This is a genomic window from Flavobacterium sp. CR10 (assembly GCF_055814415.1).
In genome coordinates this window covers 1,653,741-1,672,888 of sequence record NZ_CP185985.1, presented here as the reverse complement: position 1 = coordinate 1,672,888, position 19,148 = coordinate 1,653,741, and the positions used below count along the sequence as shown (strand labels likewise).

At 33.0% G+C, this 19,148-nt stretch carries 22 protein-coding genes; 15 read left to right on the top strand and 7 right to left on the bottom strand.

Annotated elements, in window-relative coordinates:
- Nucleotides 1–26: 26 nt before the first annotated feature.
- Genes arfB through ACNRYB_RS07505 form a run of 4 tightly spaced genes read right to left on the bottom strand, consistent with a single transcriptional unit; the run spans nt 27 to nt 3,880 of the window.
- The gene (gene arfB, locus ACNRYB_RS07520) at nt 27–431 is read right to left on the bottom strand and encodes an alternative ribosome rescue aminoacyl-tRNA hydrolase ArfB (RefSeq protein WP_129748507.1); all 405 of its coding nucleotides are present in this window, start codon (nt 429–431) and stop codon (nt 27–29) included.
- A 1-nt stretch (nt 432) separates the two neighbouring features.
- Nucleotides 433–2,547: a DUF4301 family protein gene (locus ACNRYB_RS07515; RefSeq protein ID WP_129748506.1), complete on the bottom strand. Its 2,115-nt coding sequence runs from the start codon at nt 2,545–2,547 to the stop codon at nt 433–435.
- Nucleotides 2,508–3,131, bottom strand: coding sequence for a nicotinamide riboside transporter PnuC (gene pnuC / locus ACNRYB_RS07510; protein WP_129748505.1), 624 nt, complete (start codon nt 3,129–3,131; stop codon nt 2,508–2,510). Before pnuC ends, ACNRYB_RS07515 begins: the two co-directional genes overlap by 40 nt.
- Before the next feature lie 20 nt (nt 3,132–3,151).
- Nucleotides 3,152–3,880 (bottom strand): phosphoglycerol geranylgeranyltransferase, encoded by a 729-nt coding sequence (locus tag ACNRYB_RS07505; protein ID WP_473729686.1) that lies wholly within the window; start codon nt 3,878–3,880, stop codon nt 3,152–3,154.
- A 94-nt stretch (nt 3,881–3,974) separates the two neighbouring features.
- Between ACNRYB_RS07505 and ACNRYB_RS07500 the strand changes: the two genes are divergently transcribed.
- From ACNRYB_RS07500 to ACNRYB_RS07490, 3 genes are all read left to right on the top strand, one after another.
- Nucleotides 3,975–4,571 carry a Crp/Fnr family transcriptional regulator gene (locus ACNRYB_RS07500; protein ID WP_473729685.1) on the top strand — a complete coding sequence of 199 codons (597 nt, stop codon included), beginning with the start codon at nt 3,975–3,977 and terminating at the stop codon, nt 4,569–4,571.
- Nucleotides 4,572–4,653: 82 nt separating this feature from the next.
- Nucleotides 4,654–4,941: a hypothetical protein gene (locus tag ACNRYB_RS07495; RefSeq protein WP_129748502.1), complete on the top strand. Its 288-nt coding sequence runs from the start codon at nt 4,654–4,656 to the stop codon at nt 4,939–4,941.
- Entirely contained in the window at nt 4,938–5,336 is a 399-nt protein-coding gene (locus ACNRYB_RS07490) for a group III truncated hemoglobin (protein WP_129748501.1), read from the top strand. Before ACNRYB_RS07495 ends, ACNRYB_RS07490 begins: the two co-directional genes overlap by 4 nt.
- A 39-nt stretch (nt 5,337–5,375) precedes the next feature.
- Here the strand turns inward: ACNRYB_RS07490 and ACNRYB_RS07485 are convergent, their stop codons facing one another.
- Nucleotides 5,376–6,026 (bottom strand): 4'-phosphopantetheinyl transferase family protein, encoded by a 651-nt coding sequence (locus ACNRYB_RS07485; RefSeq protein ID WP_129748500.1) that lies wholly within the window; start codon nt 6,024–6,026, stop codon nt 5,376–5,378.
- A gap of 318 nt (nt 6,027–6,344) precedes the next feature.
- On the opposite strand from ACNRYB_RS07485, the gene ahcY reads away from it, so the two are divergent.
- The 10 genes from ahcY (at nt 6,345) to ACNRYB_RS07435 (ending at nt 15,084) form a co-directional block, all read left to right on the top strand.
- On the top strand, nt 6,345–7,661 hold the full coding sequence (ahcY, locus tag ACNRYB_RS07480; protein ID WP_111367939.1) for an adenosylhomocysteinase: 1,317 nt from the start codon (nt 6,345–6,347) through the stop codon (nt 7,659–7,661).
- A gap of 198 nt (nt 7,662–7,859) precedes the next feature.
- A complete protein-coding gene (locus ACNRYB_RS07475) occupies nt 7,860–10,178 on the top strand; it encodes a patatin-like phospholipase family protein (protein WP_473729684.1) in 2,319 nt (772 codons plus the stop codon).
- A 68-nt stretch (nt 10,179–10,246) separates the two neighbouring features.
- Complete coding sequence (locus tag ACNRYB_RS07470) at nt 10,247–10,531, top strand: hypothetical protein (protein ID WP_129748498.1); 285 nt, start codon at nt 10,247–10,249, stop codon at nt 10,529–10,531.
- A gap of 52 nt (nt 10,532–10,583) precedes the next feature.
- Complete coding sequence (locus tag ACNRYB_RS07465) at nt 10,584–10,916, top strand: DMT family transporter (RefSeq protein WP_129748497.1); 333 nt, start codon at nt 10,584–10,586, stop codon at nt 10,914–10,916.
- Nucleotides 10,917–10,920: 4 nt separating this feature from the next.
- Nucleotides 10,921–11,382: a GNAT family N-acetyltransferase gene (locus ACNRYB_RS07460; protein ID WP_473729683.1), complete on the top strand. Its 462-nt coding sequence runs from the start codon at nt 10,921–10,923 to the stop codon at nt 11,380–11,382.
- Between the two features lie 136 nt (nt 11,383–11,518).
- Nucleotides 11,519–12,361, top strand: coding sequence for a bifunctional helix-turn-helix domain-containing protein/methylated-DNA--[protein]-cysteine S-methyltransferase (locus ACNRYB_RS07455; RefSeq protein WP_473729682.1), 843 nt, complete (start codon nt 11,519–11,521; stop codon nt 12,359–12,361).
- Nucleotides 12,362–12,549: 188 nt separating this feature from the next.
- Nucleotides 12,550–13,305 (top strand): SDR family oxidoreductase, encoded by a 756-nt coding sequence (locus tag ACNRYB_RS07450; RefSeq protein WP_473729681.1) that lies wholly within the window; start codon nt 12,550–12,552, stop codon nt 13,303–13,305.
- Complete coding sequence (locus tag ACNRYB_RS07445; RefSeq protein ID WP_473729680.1) at nt 13,302–14,006, top strand: 2OG-Fe(II) oxygenase; 705 nt, start codon at nt 13,302–13,304, stop codon at nt 14,004–14,006. The genes ACNRYB_RS07450 and ACNRYB_RS07445 overlap by 4 nt, the downstream gene beginning before the upstream one ends.
- 237 nt (nt 14,007–14,243) lie before the next feature.
- Nucleotides 14,244–14,489: an Ada metal-binding domain-containing protein gene (locus ACNRYB_RS07440; RefSeq protein WP_473729679.1), complete on the top strand. Its 246-nt coding sequence runs from the start codon at nt 14,244–14,246 to the stop codon at nt 14,487–14,489.
- Nucleotides 14,476–15,084, top strand: a complete 609-nt coding sequence (locus ACNRYB_RS07435; RefSeq protein WP_473729678.1) for an alpha-ketoglutarate-dependent dioxygenase AlkB family protein — start codon at nt 14,476–14,478, stop codon at nt 15,082–15,084. Before ACNRYB_RS07440 ends, ACNRYB_RS07435 begins: the two co-directional genes overlap by 14 nt.
- Before the next feature lie 5 nt (nt 15,085–15,089).
- On the opposite strand, the gene ACNRYB_RS07430 is transcribed toward ACNRYB_RS07435, so the two are convergent.
- On the bottom strand, nt 15,090–15,407 hold the full coding sequence (locus tag ACNRYB_RS07430; protein ID WP_129748491.1) for an MmcQ/YjbR family DNA-binding protein: 318 nt from the start codon (nt 15,405–15,407) through the stop codon (nt 15,090–15,092).
- Nucleotides 15,408–15,469: 62 nt separating this feature from the next.
- Nucleotides 15,470–16,225 carry an NUDIX hydrolase gene (locus ACNRYB_RS07425; RefSeq protein WP_343588356.1) on the bottom strand — a complete coding sequence of 252 codons (756 nt, stop codon included), beginning with the start codon at nt 16,223–16,225 and terminating at the stop codon, nt 15,470–15,472.
- 264 nt (nt 16,226–16,489) lie between these two features.
- Here ACNRYB_RS07425 and ACNRYB_RS07420 point away from each other — a divergent pair, with 264 nt between their 5' ends.
- Together ACNRYB_RS07420 and ACNRYB_RS07415 are read left to right on the top strand one after the other, a co-directional pair.
- The gene (locus ACNRYB_RS07420) at nt 16,490–16,747 is read left to right on the top strand and encodes a hypothetical protein (RefSeq protein ID WP_473729677.1); all 258 of its coding nucleotides are present in this window, start codon (nt 16,490–16,492) and stop codon (nt 16,745–16,747) included.
- 152 nt (nt 16,748–16,899) lie between these two features.
- Nucleotides 16,900–18,921: a hypothetical protein gene (locus ACNRYB_RS07415; protein WP_473729676.1), complete on the top strand. Its 2,022-nt coding sequence runs from the start codon at nt 16,900–16,902 to the stop codon at nt 18,919–18,921.
- The last annotated feature ends 227 nt before the right edge of the window (nt 18,922–19,148 follow it).

Genomic DNA, 19,148 nt, shown 5'->3' with positions numbered 1-19,148 from the left:
GAATTTGGAACTTTAAAAATTGATATTTAATCAAAGCTAGGTTTTCTCCTTGATTTCTTCAAGTCAGAAACATTCTTTTTGTCTTTGATTCGTTTCTTAATTACAGCTTTTGGGACTTTAGTTGCCTTTCTAACTTTCGGAACATAAAGTCCTTTTTTGATAATTTCCAGAAATCGTTTGGTTACAATTTCTTTATTTTTAAGCTGACTTCGGTCTTCGTCACAATTTAAAATTAAGATATTTTCAGAAGTCAATCTTGCTGAAATATTTTCTTTCAATAATAGTTTTTCGTCTTCAGACAAAGCTTGAGAAGCATTTAAATCAAAAGTCAGAACTACTTTAGACGAAACTTTATTCACGTTTTGCCCTCCAGAACCGCTGCTTCGAACGGCTTTAAAGTTTAATTCTGCTATGATTTTGTCTGAATCCATATTATTGTGGCTGATGTGCTGCTTTCAACAAATCATTTACCGTTTTTACGGGATTAAAAGTAATCAAAGGAACAGCTACAAAAATGGTTAACCAATTGGCCATTGAACCGTTCCACAGACCAGGCAATTCGTAGCTTCTCACCGTTTTGCCATCAACACTCTTTTCTACAATAAAACCCGCTTTTTGATCTACAAATTGCAATAAATCGAATTTTTCGTTTTTGTAGTTTTTTATACCACAAACCAAATCTACGGGATTAAAATGTGTTGCTTCTGCTAAAATTGCCTGTTGCTTTTTACTAGCTAAATCCACTTGAGAAGTTTCAACAATTTGAAGAGAATTAGCCCCTTTATCATCCATTACCCAAAACGGTCCGCCTCCTGGTTCGCCTTCATTTTTTACCATTCCGCAAACTCGAATTGGCCTATCTAAAAGTTCTTTCAGCTTGCTTATTTTATTCTCAAAAGTAAATTTACTGAAGTCATTACTCATTTCAACATTTAGCTCTTCTTTTAAAAATAAAATAATATCCGTCAAGTGATTTTCTTCAACCTTATTTTGGTCAATTGCTTTTAAATAAGAAAAAACTTTTTGCTGTATTTCAATTAAAACGCCCGCTAGCGCTTTTTTGTATAATGTAATTTTATCAATATGATTCTGAATGACATTATCTATATTTTTAATAAAGATTACATCAGCGTCAAGATCATTTAGATTTTCAATCAGAGCACCATGTCCACCTGGTCTGAAAATTAAATTGCCATTTTTATCTTTTACCAATTTGTTTTCCTCATCAATAGTGATTGAGTCTGTACTTTTATTTTGGTACGAATACCCAATATTAATTTTAACTCCAGCAGGTTCTTCAATTTTTTCTATAACCTCATCCACACCTTTATAAAACAAATCTTGGTGAATTTCTGATACAGTAAAATGCAAATTAGACACCTTATTTGAAGTAGCATAATGTATACACTCATTTAAATGCTCTTCAATTGGGGTTGCAATGTGTGTTTCGTACCAATGAAAAGGCAATACCGCTTTTGGTTTATTGGCAAAGTCGAAATAATCAGGAGATAATAATAATTTTATAAAATAGTAATTCTTGTAATCCCTTTCAAATGTTTCAAAATCAGGATAAATTTCTCGCAATTTTTGATCTATTTCCTTGAAGAAAGGAAACTTTTCCATTCCAACAATAAAAATGGCAAGCTCTTTATCTTTCTTTCTATTGATATAAGCATTAATAGTCTCTTTTTGAATATCAAAATCATTAAGAAAAGCTGTCAAAAATTTAAACATCCTAGTTGCAGCACCTGATGCTGGAACAAACTTTTTAATTTTTAGGTTTTCTTTCTGTTCATCAAAAAAAACTGCTTTTTCTTCGAACTCATTTTCCGACAAACTTAAAATTCCATTAGCAGTTGTGGCTGGACTAACTAAATTGCTTTTTGCAATTCCATTGTCAAGGATTTCCATCTGTTTTAGAATTTTTTCAAAAGGAATTCCTCTATCATAAATTTGAACAAAATCTGATGACGTAAATCCTTTTTCTTTAGCAATAGTCAATTCATCAATAATAGCTGTTGCTTTTGCCAAACGTGTTTCTTTGTCGCCAGATAAGGTTATAAAAGGCTTTTTTGTATCGATTAGAGTCTGTTTAAAAACAGAAAAAACCGTTTCGCGTCCTTCAGGAGTATCACGAATGTCGTCTTTTTCCCAAGGAACATCAATATCGGTAAGGAAAAACAAATCGTACTCGTGTTTTAATGCCGCTTCATTTAAAAGCGGATCACAAAAACCATAATACATTTCAGAAAACACTTTGGTTACCATTAAATTGGTATCACAAAACAAGTATTTATTTGCGTTTGCCAATTTTTCGTTTTCCAATGCAGTCTGACCGTAGGCAATAGGCATCATATCATCGTCTACACAAATATGCTTATTCTCCTCCCATTTTTCTTGCAGATAGTCGCGTGCAAACTCGGGAACCCATTCGGTTCCGTAGTAATCTGCAAGCTGTTTTGCTAAGGTTGTTTTTCCTGTACTTTCAGGACCAAACAAAGCAATTTTTATGATGGTTGTTTTTTGCTGTCTAAGATCTTTCTCCATTCTAAATAAGCTGAAATAGCCAAAATTGTAAAAATTATATACTGAAGTGACAGCATCCCTAAACCGCGATAAGCGTAGAGAGGCACAACAATAATATCACCAATAATCCAAAGTGTCCAGTTTTCTATTTTTTTTCTGGCCATATACCACATTCCTGCGAAAAATATTCCTGACGAAATCATATCCACATAATTGTCAGGGTGTATTGCATAATCGAAATATTTATAAATCCCGAAAACTACAAAAACAGTCACAATAAACAGTAAGATTCCGATTATTTTTTCATTAAAATTTGTACGGGTAATAGGCATGTTATCTTCAGCCGTTCCTCCTTTTGCCCAAACATACCAGCCGTAAATACTCATTATTGAAAAATAAGCGTTTATGATCATATCGCCGATATAGCCTGCCACATAAAGCAGATATACTGATATTGCCGTCGCAATTAATCCTGTTGGATACACCCAAATGTTTTCTTTTTTTGCAAACCAAACACTTAAAATGCCACATACAAAAACCAGAAACTCTAAAGCAATATGCCATAAAGGTGCATTTTTGTAACTATCTAGAAAAAAATCTATCATGAAAATGTGGTATTTGACTTTTATAACTCAAAAAAACGATTGTTATTTTCAAAAGCAGTTCCAATAACAACCAAATCTGCACCAGCCTTATATGCTTTTTGAATTCCGTGCAAATCTACAATTCCTCCTCCAACAATAACAGGAATTTGAATATTTTGAGAAACAAGTTCAATCATTTCTGTCGGAACAGGCTGTTTTGCACCGCTTCCCGCTTCTAAATAAATCAGTTGATTTCCTAACATTTCGCCCGCCTGAGCTGTCGCCAAAACCAAATCAAGATTTTCACGGCTTAAGGGTTTTGTTTTGCTCACACGAGCAACAGCAGTTTCGTTACCGCTTTCTATTAAAATGTATCCTGTAGAAATAACCTCAAGATTAGTTTTTTTAAGAATCGGAGCAGCTTGAACCTGATATTCAATCAAATAATCTGGATTTCGGCCAGATAACAAAGACAGGAATAAAATACCATCTGCTTTTGGTGAAATCTGAGAAGGATCGCCAGGAAATAAAATAACTGGTAGATTTGTTTTTTGTTTTAATGCAGTAATTAATTCTTCTAAAATAGTATTCTGAACAACGCTACCTCCAACAAAAATATGAGTTGCAGGCGATTGGTTAATTTTATCAATCAAATGATTTAAATTTTCCAATACAATTTTATCAGGATCCAAAAGCACTGCCAGTAATTTTTGGCCATTGCTTTTAGCTTCTAAAATTTGTTGTCTAATAGTGAGAATTTGTTCTTGCATACGGGGTGTAAAAGTAAAAGATTTTTAATGCAGAAGAACTATTTTGAATGAATTATATTTGTTCAACGTCTTTTGACAATGTAAATAACACATTATGATTACAGTTCAATTACTAGAAAAGTATGGAGTTATAAAAAAATCATTTGATAAAAATGATATTATTTTCGAAGAAGGAAATCTTCCGTCGCACTATTACCAAATTATTTCTGGCGAGGTAAAAATGAGCAATTATAATGATGATGGACGTGAATTTATACAAGGCATTTTTTATAACGGACAATCTTTTGGCGAGCCTCCATTGTTTTTAAATCAAAAATATCCAGCAAATGCAATTGCTGTTGAAAATACTGAGATTTTTATTCTTCCGAAAGAAAACTTCATGAGACTTTTAGAAGAAAACCCAAAAGTGAGCATTCAAATAATAGAAAATCTAGCGCAGAGATTATATTATAAATCGGTTATGGCTGCAGAGATTTCGACACATGAACCTGAACATCGTGTCTTAAAACTGATTGATCATGGAATCGCCTACTTCAATTTTCAAAAAGATAAAAATGGATATTTGATTAATTTTACCAGACAGCAGATTGGAGATTTGACTGGCTTACGCGTTGAAACTGTCATTAGAGCAATAAAAGCATTAGAAAAAAAAGGCGAATTGAAGATTATTAACCGAAAAGTATACAGATAAAAAAATTTCCGTTTTATGATTTTAATCATAAAATGAAGCGCTATTGTGGATGTAATTTTGTTGATATAAAAAACTGAATATCATGACACTATATCAAACAACATTCGACATTTTCAATAGAAATTATATGGGTTCTGCTGCAATGGCAGTAATTGGGCAAAGCTGTTTAGGAGGCGCCGCAGCTATGTATGTTCTAGCCAACGGAACTTCAATTCCGCAAATGATCCAACTAGGAATCATTGTTTTAGCTTGTGTTTTCGCAAATACATCTATCTTGGCACAAATGAAACATAAAGTAGTTTTCAACCTTATTATGTTAAGCGCAACTTTAAGTTTGTTCTTTATACTTTTGAATAGCTTATTCTTATGAAAAAACAAATAGAAAATAGAGCGGATGTTTCCTTTTTGGTTCATCAATTCTATGCTAAAATAAGAGCCGATAAAGAAATCGGCTTTTATTTTAATGAAATGATTTCTGATTGGGATGCGCATCTCGAAAAACTAACTGATTTTTGGGAAACCAATCTATTTGGCGTTCGCAAATACAAAGGAAATCCGCATTCTGTTCATAATGAAGTTGACGCTCATTTTGATGAAAAAATCGCACCTAATGAATTCGGAATCTGGTTAAATCATTGGTTCCAAACCATTGACGAGCATTTTGAAGGCGAAAATGCAGAAACACTAAAAAGACGCGCTAGAAAAATGAGCACTTTTTTATACATGAGCATGTTTCAGCACCGTCAAAAAGAAAGTGAAGTTTAAATATATAAATCTTGGAATTTGGAATTTTATATTAAAATTTTATTTCTCAAAAGCATAAACCAAAGTAAAAGTTCCATCAAAATTATCAGATTTGACTTCCTGATAATGTACATCGAAATCTTTAACTAAATCATCAAAATGAAGACTTGCCTGCGTTTGGGTTTTATCTAAAGAAAAGTTGTCTACATTAATATGATCTTTAAAACTTATACCTTTTTCATTTCTTATTTTAAAGATCGCCTCTTTGGCTCCCCAGATTACGGTAAGTTTTTTTATGTATTCTTCTGTAGAATTCGGTTCTAGATAATCACATTCATAATCGGTGAATTTATCTGCAATTCTCTGAATCTTTTCTCGTTGCAATTCCATATCAATTCCAACCTTTTCTTTGCTTATAATTATCGCTGCAAAATGGTACGAATGTGTAATTGAGATATGATTATCACAATCAAAATACGGTTTTCCGAACTCATCATAATGCAAATCTTTATCTGTAAATCCCATTTCCTGAATCAGCATTCTAACACTTAAAAAAGCACGCTGATGCATCTGTGATTTCATTCCGTCCAGTCTGCGCTGTGTCTTTTCTTTCAGGGTAACGCGACTATACAATTCTTCAAAAGATTCGGTTATTTCCCAAATTAGGATTTTAGTATTTTCATTGAATTGTATGGTCTGAAATAAAGGCATTTCTTTTTAATTATAAATTGTAAATGATTAATTATAAATTAATTGGCAGTAAATTTTAAACCATATAAGCCATTTAAGAAAATATAGCTGGTGGCTTAAAGAATGCATTAAGTAAATATAAGCAATTCGCAACAAAGGTAATAGTTTCCGAATCTTTTTTAAATGAACTTACATCACTTATACGATTAAAAACGATTTTTAGATTAACATTCTAGAGATTAAGAAATTAAAGATTTCACAAATCTTACAGAAATTAGTAAAATTAAAAACCTATTACGTAAATTTGCAAAAATTTTACAATATACAAATATACTATAAATGAGTACTACAACTACGCCTTATGTGGCTTATAAAGTAAAAGACATTTCTCTAGCGGCTTGGGGAAGAAAAGAAATTGAACTAGCTGAAGCTGAAATGCCAGGTTTAATGGCACTTCGTGCTGAATACAAAGACGAACAACCATTAAAAGGTGCTCGTATTGCTGGATGTTTGCACATGACGATTCAAACTGCTGTTTTGATCGAAACTTTAATTGCTCTTGGTGCAGAAGTTACTTGGTCTTCTTGTAACATTTTCTCTACTCAGGATCAGGCTGCTGCTGCAATTGCTGCTGCTGGAATTTCTGTATACGCTTGGAAAGGTTTAAATGAAGAAGAATTTGACTGGTGTATTGAGCAAACTTTATTCTTTGGTGAAGACAGAAAACCATTGAACATGATTTTGGATGACGGTGGAGATTTAACTAACATGGTTATTGATCGTTACCCAGAATTGGTTCCTGGAATTAAAGGTCTTTCTGAAGAAACTACAACTGGTGTTCACAGACTTTACGAAAGAGTAAAAGCTGGAACTTTACCAATGCCTGCTATCAACATTAACGACTCTGTTACTAAATCTAAATTTGATAACAAATACGGATGTAAAGAATCTGCTGTAGATGCTATTCGTCGTGCAACTGACTTAATGTTGGCTGGAAAAAGAGTAATTGTTTGCGGATATGGTGACGTTGGAAAAGGAACTGCCGCTTCTTTTAGAGGTGCTGGTTCTATTGTAACAGTTACTGAAATCGATCCAATTTGTGCTTTACAAGCTGCAATGGACGGTTACGAAGTGAAAAAATTAGATACTGTAATTGCTAATGCTGATATCATCATTACAACTACAGGGAATAAAGATATCGTGGTTGGAAGTCATTTCGAGAAAATGAAAGATAAAACTGTTGTTTGTAACATCGGACACTTTGATAACGAAATCGACATGGCTTGGTTAAACAAAAACCATGGTGCGTCTAAAATCGAAATCAAACCTCAGGTTGACAAATATACTATCGCTGGAAAAGATATCATTATCTTAGCTGAAGGTCGTTTAGTAAACCTTGGTTGTGCTACAGGTCACCCAAGTTTTGTAATGAGTAACTCATTTACAAACCAAACTTTAGCTCAAATCGAATTATGGAACAATAGCGCAGCTTACAAAAACGAAGTTTACATGTTACCAAAACATTTAGATGAAAAAGTTGCTGCTTTACACTTAGCTAAATTAGGCGTTGAATTAGAAACTTTACGTGAAGATCAAGCGGCTTACATTGGTGTTGAAGTTCAAGGTCCATTTAAACCAGAATACTACAGATATTAATTGATTTTAGATTGAAGATTTCTGATTTTAGATTTCTTTAATTACATATTTCAAACCCGACAGGTTTTTAAAACCTGTCGGGTTTTGTTTTTAACAGACAAAAAAGATTTCTATAAAAAATATGCTTTTTAAAGAATATCTCTTAATTTTAGTAATTAAAATAAGTTACTATTTCTCAACTACATAAATACTGTAATCTTGAAAAAAACATCTTATTTATTCGTCTTCTTATTTTTACTTACACTTCCGCAGATTATTTTTTCTCAAGAAAAAAAGCCTAAAGTCGTATTGGTCTTAAGCGGTGGCGGTGCAAAAGGAATTGCGCATATTCCTCTTTTACAGAAACTAGATTCTCTGCATATTGTTCCAGACCTTATTGTTGGAAACAGTATGGGAAGCATTATTGGCGGTTTGTATGCAATGGGATATTCTGGTGACAGTATCGAAAAAATCACTAAAGATATTTATTGGGACAAACTCTTAGGCGGAGGCCAGTCATTACGAGCTGTAAGTGCCGAAGAAAAACGAGAATTTCAAAGGTATTTGGTTGGAATAGGTGTTAAAGACGGAAAACTTAACAGCATTGGTTCTCTATTAAATGATCAGAATCTAAGAGAATACCTTTCTGAATTAACCTTTCCTGTTTACAATGTCAAAGATTTTGATAGCCTGCCGATTCCTTTCAGAGCTATGGCTACAGATTTGGTCGAAGGAAAAGAAGTTATTTTAAGCAAAGGGAGTTTATCTTACGCCATGCGTGCCAGTATGTCGTTGCCTGCAATCTTCAAACCCATGCCTTACGGAAAAACGGTTTTGGTAGATGGTGGAGTCTTAAATAATTTTCCGACAGATGTTGCCAAACAAATGGGAGCCGATATTATTATTGGAAGTGATGTCGGAGGCGGAATGGAACCTGTCGATAAGCTTAACAATCTTATGACCATATTAATGCAGACCAGTATGTTCCCGAGCAATATCAAAAATCCTGCAAATCGTGATTTATGTACAATACTGGTCGATCATTTACCAAATCTCCGTTTTTCTACTGCCGATTTTGCCAATAGCAACGAAATCTACAAAGACGGTAAAATTGCCACAAATCAAAATCTTCCAGCTTTAATTGCGCTTTCAGAAAAGTTAAAAGGATTTCAGCAGAGAACTCATAAACTGCCCGATATGCCAAATGAGTTTGTTCTCGATACAATTGTTTACAAAAAAATAAGTCCTGAAAATATGCCTCTTGTTGTCGGAAGAGCCAATCTTAAAACTCATGTAAAATACACCACCAAAGATTTAATAGCGGGTATTAACAGAGCCATGGGAACCAATCTTTTTGATGAGATTACTTATAGTTATTTCATTAAAGATGAAGATAAATTAGGCATTACCTTATTCGGATTTGAACGTGCTAAAAATCAGCTCAACACCTCAATTCATTATGATACATATAGAGGTGTGGGAATAATTTTTAACTACACAGGAAGAAATGTCCTTGCAGATGCATCGCGTCTTCTTTTAACGGTAGATATTGCCGAACAGCCAAAAGCAAGAATCAATTACCAGAAAAATTTTGGACAACACCGAGAATGGTGGTGGATGTCTGAAGCTTATGGGGCTTTACTTCGTCAGGAAATTTATATCAATGGCAAAGCATCAGACAATATACTTTACAACACTCTTGAAATCAATAATGAGATAAACAGAAATTTAAATTCTCTAAAAAGTTATGTCGGTTTTGGACTAAACTATAGTTACACAAATCTAAAACCAAAATATGACCGTGAATACAATCCTAATTCTTTAAGCATCAACAACTACAGCTTTAACAACATTGAATTCAACTTGCATTATTCTTATAATGACATGGATAAAGTTTTCTTTGCCACAGAAGGAACTACTATAAAATCAAACGTGGCAAGATCTCTTCTTACAGATCTTGATGCCTCGCTTTACGATCCAGACTTTAAGCGTATTTCTGGCTCAACAAATGGCTACACCAAATTGGGTTTGACTTATGAAAAGAGGTTACCCATAAAAAAGAAAATTACAGGAATTGTAGCATTCGACTCTTATTTTATTTTTCAGGATAAAGAGAAAAATGACGATCTTCCATTTTCAGGACTTGGTTATGCCGCAAAATATTTTATAGGTGGCATTATTCCAAGTTCTGGCAGCAATCGCTTCTCGTTTGCAGGGCTTCATGAAGATGAACTGAATGTAACACAGTATATGGGGCTGAAACTTGGATCTCAAATAAACTTAATTGGAAAAATTTACCTCACCCCTCACTTCAATATCGCATCTGTCGGTTTTGACACTTTTAACGACTATATAAACCATGCTTTTAATCCAAAAGGAAATTGGGATGATAATTTAGAAACCAGTCTTGTAATATCAGGAGGAGCCGCAATTTCCTACCAGTCCATTTTAGGCCCAATTCATTTTGATACTTCTTGGATCAATAATATTGACAAAGTAAGATTATTTTTCAGCGTAGGATTATCACTTAATCCATAGTAGAATTAATCCTAAAAGTTTAAGTTTGAAATCCAAAACATCTTGAAAAATAAAAGAAGACAAAAAATATGATTGAAAAAGTTTTATGTGAAACACATGGCACAAAAGAAATGACTTTTGGCTGTATTCACATTGCAATGGCAACAGACTCTAAAGAAAAAGTAGGTTTTTACTATTCAGAACCCGAAGAAGATCTTCCTCAAATTGCTTGGTGTGGAGCATGCGAACAATGGCTTCTTGATAATGGCGAAGAATGGACTGATGTTTTTCAAGCTAAAGCCGATTTCCAAATGTTATGCATTGATTGTTTTGATGAGATAAAAAATAATGAAATAGAAATTCATATTCGATAATTAAATTCCCTTTCGTTTTAAACAAAGCTTAACTTTGTAAAAAACGACAATCATGAAGAATTTTTTATTTTTATTTATTGCTATTGTTTTCGAAATCATTGCTACCTCAGCATTAAAAAAATCTGAAGAATTCACCAAACTTATCCCAAGTATCATTACCATTATTGGATATTGTGGTGCATTTTATTGTTTAAGTTTCGCCATCAGAACCATTCCTGTCGGATTTGCCTATGCCATTTGGTCTGGAGTCGGAATCGTTTTAATCACTATAATTGGCGCTATTTTCTTCAAAGAAATCCCCGATTTACCCGCAATCATTGGCTTAGCTTTAATTATAATTGGAGTTGTTGTGATTAATGTTTTTTCTAAAACTGTGGCGCATTAAGATTATGATTTTCAAACATGCAACAATATCCGATTTAAACGAAATGCAGCAATTGTATATCGAAACGATACAAATCGTTTGCAAAAATGATTATGATTCTACTCAAATCAAAGCTTGGATTTCTGGCGTAAAAAACACAGAACGCTGGATTGAAGTAATCGAAAAACAATTCGTTTTATTAGCTATTATCGAAAACAAAATTGTAGGTTTCGGAACCTTAAAAGATGGCAATTATATTGATTTCTTCTACATTCATAAAGATTTTCAAAGACAAGGAATTGCCGATAAAATTCTAAAAGAATTAGAAATGGAAGCCAAAAAACATAATTCAACAATCATAACTTCAGATATTAGCATAACAGCAAAACCATTTTTTGAAAAGAAAGGATTCGTTGTAAACGCCGAACAAAAAAATATTCGTTTGGGCATTGAATTAATTAACTTTAACATGGAAAAAGAATTGTAAAATTTTGTTTCAAGTTTTAGGTTTACAGTTAAGTTGGATCGTGAAACTTGAAACCTGAAACAAAAAAAACTCAGCAAGTTTCGGATTTTTTGCCTGCCAAAACCAATCGATCTTTGTATTATAAAATGGAAAGAAAATGAACACACAGGAAACCATCAATTATAATCGTATCGCCGAAGCTATAGATTATATCAAAGCTAATTTTAAGGATCAGCCTAATCTGGATGAAGTTGCAGAGAAAGTACATTTAAGTCCTTTTCACTTTCAAAGGCTTTTTAGTGAATGGGCAGGAACAAGTCCGAAGAAATTTTTACAATATACTAGTATAGAGCATGCCAAAAAATTACTCAAAGAAAATCAGGCAACCGTTTCTGAAACTGCTTTTGAAACAGGATTCTCAGGAACAAGCCGCCTTCACGATTTATTTGTAAATATTGAAGGAATGACACCTGCCGAATATAAAAACGGCGGCAAAAATCTAGCTATCAATTACAGTTTTGCCGAAAGTCCATTTGGGAATATTATCGTTGCATCGACTTCAAAAGGCGTTTGTTTTATGGCTTTCGCCGAAGATGAAATAACAGGACTTATTGCATTGAAAGATAAATTTCCGAATGCATCTTTTACGCAAAAACTAGATTTAGCGCAACAAAATGCATTGTTCATTTTCCAAAATGATTGGAGTAAATTATCAGAAATAAAACTGCATTTAAAAGGAACAGACTTCCAACTGAAAGTTTGGGAAGCTTTGCTTAAAATTCCAATGGGACAGCTTTCTACTTACGGTTCGATTGCACACCAAATTCAAAAACCAAATGCATCGAGAGCGGTTGGAACTGCCATTGGAAGTAATCCTGTTGCGTTTTTAATTCCGTGCCATCGCGTGATTCAGTCTTCTGGAACCTTTGGCGGTTATATGTGGGGAAATACCCGAAAAACAGCCATAATTGGCTGGGAAGGTGCACACATAAATCTTTAATTTTTTTAGCCACAAATTCACGAATTAAACTAATTCTATGCACATAGATTTTAAAAATAATTCGTGAATTACTTCGTCCGTTCGCTATCACTCGGGTCGTGGCGAAAAATCTCAAATCTCAAAACCGCAAGTTTCGGATTTTTTACCCTTTCCGATTTTAGAAACTTTGCATTCTAAAATCATACGAAATGGAAAAACTAAAAAACAAAACCACTTTTATTACAGGCGGAACCAACGGAATGGGATTTGCAACTGCTCAGGAATTTATCAATAATGGCGCAAAAGTAATCATAACCGGACGCAGTGAAAAAACAGTAAATAAGGCCGTTGAAGAATTAGGAAAAAACGCAATAGGAATTGTATCGAACGCGGGAAGGTTATCTGATATTTTCGAACTTCAAAATCAGATAAAAAAGCATGCCAATAAAATAGATGTTTTGTTTGTAAATGCTGGATATGGAAAATTCAATTCTATTGAAAATGTCACAATCGAAGAATTTGATGAAGTTTTTGATATGCTGGTTAAAGGAACTTTTTTTACCGTACAGCAGATTTTGCCATTAATGCCAGAAGGAAGTTCAATTATTTTAAATACTACTTTTTTAACCGATATCGGCCAGTCCAATATGGCAATTTATACAGCTGCAAAAGCTGCTGTTCAATCTTTTATCAAAACTTTTGCCGCTGAATGCACTTCAAAAAAAATACGCGTAAACGGAATCAGTCCAGGTTACATTGCCACAAATATTTTCAATAATACGGGTATGAGTCAGGAAAATATCCAAAATACAATCGATGCCGTTACACCTTCTCTACCGTTTCAACGTTTTGGAGAGCCATCTGAAATTGCCAAAACAGCACTTTTTCTAGCTTCAGATGATGCTTCTTACATTCACGGAGTTGAAATAAGAGTTGATGGCGGTTTATCAAAAACAAAACCATGAAAACAAAAATAGAATCTCTAAACTGGGAGAGCATCACCGAATCTATGCACGAAAATGGATTCGCAATCATTCCAAAAGTGCTTAATAATGAACAATGCCAAGACTTAAAATTTGATTATGACAATCCAAATTTATATAGAAAAACAGTTGTAATGGAACGCTACCGATTTGGTTTAGGCGTATACAAATATTTCAATTATCCGCTTCCAGATTTAATTCAGAACATTCGATCTGCAATCTATCCGAAATTAGCACCGATTGCAAATGCTTGGATGAAAGCTTTAAATATCGATACAGTATTTCCAATAAAACATGAAGATTTGCTAAAACAATGTCATGCCAATAATCAACTGAAAGCTACAGTTTTAATTCTAAAATATGGCAAAAGTGGTTTTAATACTTTACATCAGGATTTGTATGGAGATGTTTATTTTCCTATTCAAATTGTGCTTTTTCTAAATGAACCTGATGAAGATTTTACTGGAGGTGAATTTGTTTTAACACAACAAACACCTAGAGCACAATCTAAAGCGATTGTTTTAAAACCAAAAAAAGGAGATATTTTGATTTTTACCACCAATTTTAGACCTGTAAATGGCACGAAAGGTTATTATCGTGTGAATATGAAACATGGCGTAAGCGAAGTACATTCGGGTGAAAGATATACGTTAGGAATTATTTTTCATGATGCGTTAAATTAAGGGACAAAGGTACAGAGGCGCACAGGTAAAAAGGCTCCAATACATCGTATATCTGTAGAGACGCACTGCAGTGCGTCTACACAACGTTAATCCACAAAGGCATTTCTCTCACAGATACCGTAGATTTAAACAGATTTTTAATCATACTAATTCTTTTAATCTGTGGCAAATTAAAAACCAATCTTTGCGTAGACGCACTGCAGTGCGTCTCTACAGTATAAAAAACGGATAATTTTCATGATAAAACATAGTGAAATTTCAGATTCAGATCTTCGAAATAAAATTAAAAAAGGCGAAATTTGTTTCGGTGGCAATCAAAAATTAAAAATCTACGGAACACTTCGATGTTCTTCAGGAAAACGAATGAAACGGGAGAACCGAGTCTTCTTTTCTTCTGAAAAAGATGCCAAACAAAATGGTTTCAGGCCTTGTGGTCATTGTATGAAATCAGATTATAAAAAATGGAAAAATGGACTTATTTAATCCGCAAATAGACGAAACTACAAATCTGCTTCCGAAAGATGGAACGGTGAATTATTATGGAAAACTATTTTCGAGAACAGACGCCGACTTCTACCGTGATATTTTACTAAATACAATCGAATGGAAAAATGATGAAGCTGTTATCTTCGGAAAATTAATTTTAACCAAACGAAAAGTAGCTTGGTATGGCGATCAGGAATTTGAATACACGTATTCGAATACAACAAAAAAAGCGTCGCCTTGGACTCCTGAACTTTTGAAATTAAAGAAAATTATTGAAGAAAAAACAGGAGAAACTTTCAATTCTTGTTTGCTGAATTTATATCATACGGGCGAAGAAGGAATGGCTTGGCACAGCGATGCCGAAAAAGATTTGAAGAAAAATGGCGCAATCGGATCTGTGAGTTTTGGAGCCGAACGTAAATTTGCTTTCAAACATAAAGAATCAAAAGAAACTGTTTCGCTGGTTTTGGAACATGGAAGTTTGCTTGTCATGAAAGATGAAACACAAACATATTGGCTTCATAGACTTCCTCCAACAAAAAGCACTCAGAAACCAAGAGTTAATTTGACTTTTAGAACCATTGTACGATAGGAATGTTACTTTTTTGAAGCCACAGTTTCATAAGATCGTATCAAGGCATCTTCAAACATTTCGGGTCTTACTTTTGAAAGTTCGACAATTGTCCAACCTTGTTTTCCCCATTTATTTGGAATTGGATAAAAAATCTTTTCGCTTGACGCACAAAAAACCGACTGATCGATTTCGTTTAATTTCAAAACTGCATGATTATTTTTTTCATCAAAAGTGGCAAAAATCTTCTTTTTAACTCGAAAGGAAGTTTTCTCAAAATGAGGTTCTTCTGTTACATCTGGAAATGACATTGCTAATTTTCTGAATTCTTCAATTGAAACCATATCGACTTTTTTATCAAACCTAAAAGGTTTTAAAAACCTGTTAGGTCTTCGTTATGTAAAACTTACCAGCCTTGATTTAGTCCATTCTTCAAGACTTCTTCATATTTATCTTTATCAAAAGAATACAAGTTTGGAGCTTTGTGCGCCACATTACTTTTCTTTTCGTCAAGTTTTGTTAGAATTCCGATATTAGTAATTTTGCGCAAAAAATTTCGACGATCCAATTTTTTATCCAAAATCGTTTCATATAATTTTTGCAATTCTGGAATAGTAAATTTCTCTGGCAATAAGTTGTAACCAATTGGCATTAAATTCAATTCTATTCTTAAAGTATCTAGAGCTTTATCCAAAATTTCACGATGATCTAGAATGAGTTCAGGAACTTCTTTGTGATCGATCCATTCAACAAGTTCAAGTTTGCCAGCCGGATTTGGAAGAATTTTTGAAAAATCTACCAAAGCATAATATCCAATTGTCACAAAACGGCGGGTAAGCCATTTCCCTTTCTCTTCCTCAATTTGAAGGTATTCCAGCGTTTGCTTATCAAAATGCTGATTATTACGATTTACTTTTCCAAAGGTTGCAAATTGTCTTAAAAAAACACCATCAACACCTGTTCTGCTATTTAATACTGTTATGGCGGCAGTATCAATATCTTGATCTACAGGAATAAATCCGCCAGGTAGAGACCATTTATTAGCTCGTTCCACTTTAATCAATAAAACTTTTAATTGATTATCATGAAAACCAAAAATGACACAATCTATGGAAAGTCCTGGCTGGTAGTTTTCATTATTATCTATAATGTCTTTTAACATCAAAATCTGTATAAATTCTTGATTTAATAACTCTGCAATTTACTTCATTTTTACATAAATGCGGTGCTATTCGATTAAAATAGAAGTGTCGAAATTACAATTTTAACGAAAATTTAAAGTCAAATTTAAAAAAAATAAGTACATTGCGTCATAATAACACATTAATGATTTCAATTGTTAAAATTCAAATCAAAAACAAAGAAAATAATATAGACAACTACCATTTATCTTCAAAGTGAGTGTAGAAATTAAATGTAGAAAGTTATGAATGCCAATCCTTTAAAAAATTTTAATCAAAAGATTAGAAGCAAAATTCTAGATTCTTTTGGTTTTGTTTCTAAGACCTATCTCTTAGAAGCTTCATTGAAATACAGTGAAGAACAGGAAAGAATTTTCAACGAGATGATTGTTGAAACCGATGCGAAAAACAAAAAAGCAAAACAAGAAGCATTTGACAAAGCTTTGTATGCTTCCTATAAAGGAATTGGCGCTATGGATTTTGTGAATACTGTTATAAAATAACCTTGTCCCTGTTTATAATTTATAATGCGGCCTCACTCTTAGTGAGGCTTTTTTTTTATTATAAATTTCACATCATTATGAAAGAAAATCATTATTTATTAATTATTTTAGCTTTTTTTAAAAGTAAGAATATACCCCTATAGAAAAAGTACATGGAAAACATAATTGAATCAGAAAGCTACAAAATTCAAAAACCAGAAAGCTGGGCGCCTACAATTAACGACGATCAACTTATTGACTCAATAAAAGAATCCGATTTCTCAAATAAACAAGTTGAAGAAGGACGTGATTTCTGCTACTTCTTAGATAAAATTTATTATACAAGCGATACTGAAAACAGTGAATATGCCTGCGTTGCTTATACGCTCAACGAACCTTCGAACCTTGAAAGCGCTTCGGTGAGAGATGTCGTTGTCGAAGAAAATGAGACGTATGTTATACACCGAATCAGCGTTTTGAGAGACGGCGTTTTGATCGATAAAATTGCCGATACCAAGATTAAAGTTTTGGATAGCGAAAATCAAAGCGAAGGCGGTATTTTGAGCAGTAACAAAAAAGTAAATATTACCATTAAGGATTTACGTCTTTATGATGTTTTAATTACTGAAGATTCTCGCACAAAGGTTTTTACAGATCGCGATTTTATGCGAAAAGAATTTCTTAAATATGTGTATGTAACTCCAAGCACTTATTGGGCTTACGGAAAATATAAGTTTTCTTTTATCAACGACAGAAAAGAATCTATTGCATACAAAAAAACATTTTTTAGAGATGCAGAAGGAAATGTCTTAGAACCAGAAATTAATTACCTGAAAAAAGGCGAACAATTTGTAATTGAAAAAGAAAATTATATTAACTCTTTTGATGCCAACAGAGAAATTGCACCTTTTATTGATTTTGCTACAGACCGTAACTGGATTGATTTATCTAATTATATTTCTCCGCTTTATGAAGAAATATACAATAAAGCTTCTCTAAAAGAATTTGCTCCAAACCTTGTTGAAAAACTGGATGCCATTGCAGATCAAGACGAAAAGCTACAGTTTGCTATTGACTATGTTCAGAGTCATGTTTACTATATTTTTAATGCTGATGAAATGAACGGCCACAAACCGCAAGAACCATCAATAACTTATGAAAATAAACAGGGTGACTGTAAAGCAAAATCGGTTTTATTGAAAGTTGTTTTAGATTATATTAATGTTGATTCTTCTGTAGTATTGGTAAACTTCAACTCAGATCATTACATCAAATATTATCTTCCGTCTCTATTGACTTTTAATCATGTTATTGTAAAAATCAATTACAAAGGCGAAACTTATTTTGTTGATGCGACTTCAAGAGACGAATTTGGATTAATTGAAAATCGAGGTTATATCTATTTTATGCATTACTTGGAAGTAAAACCAAATCAGGAATTATCGATAAAAGAACCTCATAAGTTTTCTTACTATGGCATAAATGAAAAGGTAGATTTTAGCGCTCAAAATAATACTGGAAAGCTAAAACTGGTTACGACTTACAAAGGAAATCGTGCCAATTATATGCGTAAATATTTCAAAAACACTAACAAAAGAGAAATAATTGACAGCTGGAATAATTTTCTTTTCTATGCTTTAAATTACTCCAATGATAGAAACGGAACCGATATCAGAACTATTTTTAAAGATGCAGCGATTGAAATTGTAAGCGATGATAAAAAACTGAACGAGTTTACAATCCAGTATCATACTTCGATCGAGAATCCTTATTTTACAGATTCTGAAAAGAATCGTTTCTTAATGTATTTTGATCGAAATGTGGTTAAAAACTCAGCCCGTGATTTTATACACAGCGATCTTTGTTTCTGGCATAATTTTGACAATGAGAAATACGAAATCAATTTAACGACAGATCAGAAAATAGATACTCAAGAGAAATATACTATTCAGGAAAGTACTATTGCTAATCCGTATTTTGATTATACAAGCCGTAAAAAAGTGACTAAAAATGGTGCTTCTATTGTTGTCGATTTTAAGCCATTGATCAATCTAGAAATTCCAAGTGAAGATTTTGAAGATTTTAGAAATGCACATCATGAAGTTGCCGACAGTAATTTCGGAATCGGAATTGATATTATTGAGGAAGGTTTATTGAATATGCTGAAATTCAGTTTTAAGAAACGACTTAAATAATAAACGAAAAAAAGCGGGATTTTAAAATCCCGCTTTTTTATGCAATTCTTTGTCTATAATTATTTTTCAACACATAGAAACATAGTTTGAAGACTTAAAAAAAGGCGTTTCACTAATTTCAATGCACATAGGCTATGTGTTAAAGCTTGCTTTTTCTGTAATCTTAAACAAAAGCTATAAAATCTATGTCTCTATGTGTTAAAATATATTTCTTTAATTTCATCCTA

What these genes read in the sequence shown, in the direction of transcription:
- arfB (WP_129748507.1), bottom strand. Translation starts at nt 431, where the DNA reads ATGGATTCAGACAAAATCATAGCAGAATTAAACTTTAAAGCCGTTCGA.
- ACNRYB_RS07515 (WP_129748506.1), bottom strand. Translation starts at nt 2,547, where the DNA reads ATGGAGAAAGATCTTAGACAGCAAAAAACAACCATCATAAAAATTGCT.
- pnuC (WP_129748505.1), bottom strand. Translation starts at nt 3,131, where the DNA reads ATGATAGATTTTTTTCTAGATAGTTACAAAAATGCACCTTTATGGCAT.
- ACNRYB_RS07505 (WP_473729686.1), bottom strand. Translation starts at nt 3,880, where the DNA reads ATGCAAGAACAAATTCTCACTATTAGACAACAAATTTTAGAAGCTAAA.
- ACNRYB_RS07500 (WP_473729685.1), top strand. Translation starts at nt 3,975, where the DNA reads ATGATTACAGTTCAATTACTAGAAAAGTATGGAGTTATAAAAAAATCA.
- ACNRYB_RS07495 (WP_129748502.1), top strand. Translation starts at nt 4,654, where the DNA reads ATGACACTATATCAAACAACATTCGACATTTTCAATAGAAATTATATG.
- ACNRYB_RS07490 (WP_129748501.1), top strand. Translation starts at nt 4,938, where the DNA reads ATGAAAAAACAAATAGAAAATAGAGCGGATGTTTCCTTTTTGGTTCAT.
- ACNRYB_RS07485 (WP_129748500.1), bottom strand. Translation starts at nt 6,026, where the DNA reads ATGCCTTTATTTCAGACCATACAATTCAATGAAAATACTAAAATCCTA.
- ahcY (WP_111367939.1), top strand. Translation starts at nt 6,345, where the DNA reads ATGAGTACTACAACTACGCCTTATGTGGCTTATAAAGTAAAAGACATT.
- ACNRYB_RS07470 (WP_129748498.1), top strand. Translation starts at nt 10,247, where the DNA reads ATGATTGAAAAAGTTTTATGTGAAACACATGGCACAAAAGAAATGACT.
- ACNRYB_RS07465 (WP_129748497.1), top strand. Translation starts at nt 10,584, where the DNA reads ATGAAGAATTTTTTATTTTTATTTATTGCTATTGTTTTCGAAATCATT.
- ACNRYB_RS07460 (WP_473729683.1), top strand. Translation starts at nt 10,921, where the DNA reads ATGATTTTCAAACATGCAACAATATCCGATTTAAACGAAATGCAGCAA.
- ACNRYB_RS07455 (WP_473729682.1), top strand. Translation starts at nt 11,519, where the DNA reads ATGAACACACAGGAAACCATCAATTATAATCGTATCGCCGAAGCTATA.
- ACNRYB_RS07450 (WP_473729681.1), top strand. Translation starts at nt 12,550, where the DNA reads ATGGAAAAACTAAAAAACAAAACCACTTTTATTACAGGCGGAACCAAC.
- ACNRYB_RS07445 (WP_473729680.1), top strand. Translation starts at nt 13,302, where the DNA reads ATGAAAACAAAAATAGAATCTCTAAACTGGGAGAGCATCACCGAATCT.
- ACNRYB_RS07440 (WP_473729679.1), top strand. Translation starts at nt 14,244, where the DNA reads ATGATAAAACATAGTGAAATTTCAGATTCAGATCTTCGAAATAAAATT.
- ACNRYB_RS07435 (WP_473729678.1), top strand. Translation starts at nt 14,476, where the DNA reads ATGGACTTATTTAATCCGCAAATAGACGAAACTACAAATCTGCTTCCG.
- ACNRYB_RS07430 (WP_129748491.1), bottom strand. Translation starts at nt 15,407, where the DNA reads ATGGTTTCAATTGAAGAATTCAGAAAATTAGCAATGTCATTTCCAGAT.
- ACNRYB_RS07425 (WP_343588356.1), bottom strand. Translation starts at nt 16,225, where the DNA reads ATGTTAAAAGACATTATAGATAATAATGAAAACTACCAGCCAGGACTT.
- ACNRYB_RS07420 (WP_473729677.1), top strand. Translation starts at nt 16,490, where the DNA reads ATGAATGCCAATCCTTTAAAAAATTTTAATCAAAAGATTAGAAGCAAA.
- ACNRYB_RS07415 (WP_473729676.1), top strand. Translation starts at nt 16,900, where the DNA reads ATGGAAAACATAATTGAATCAGAAAGCTACAAAATTCAAAAACCAGAA.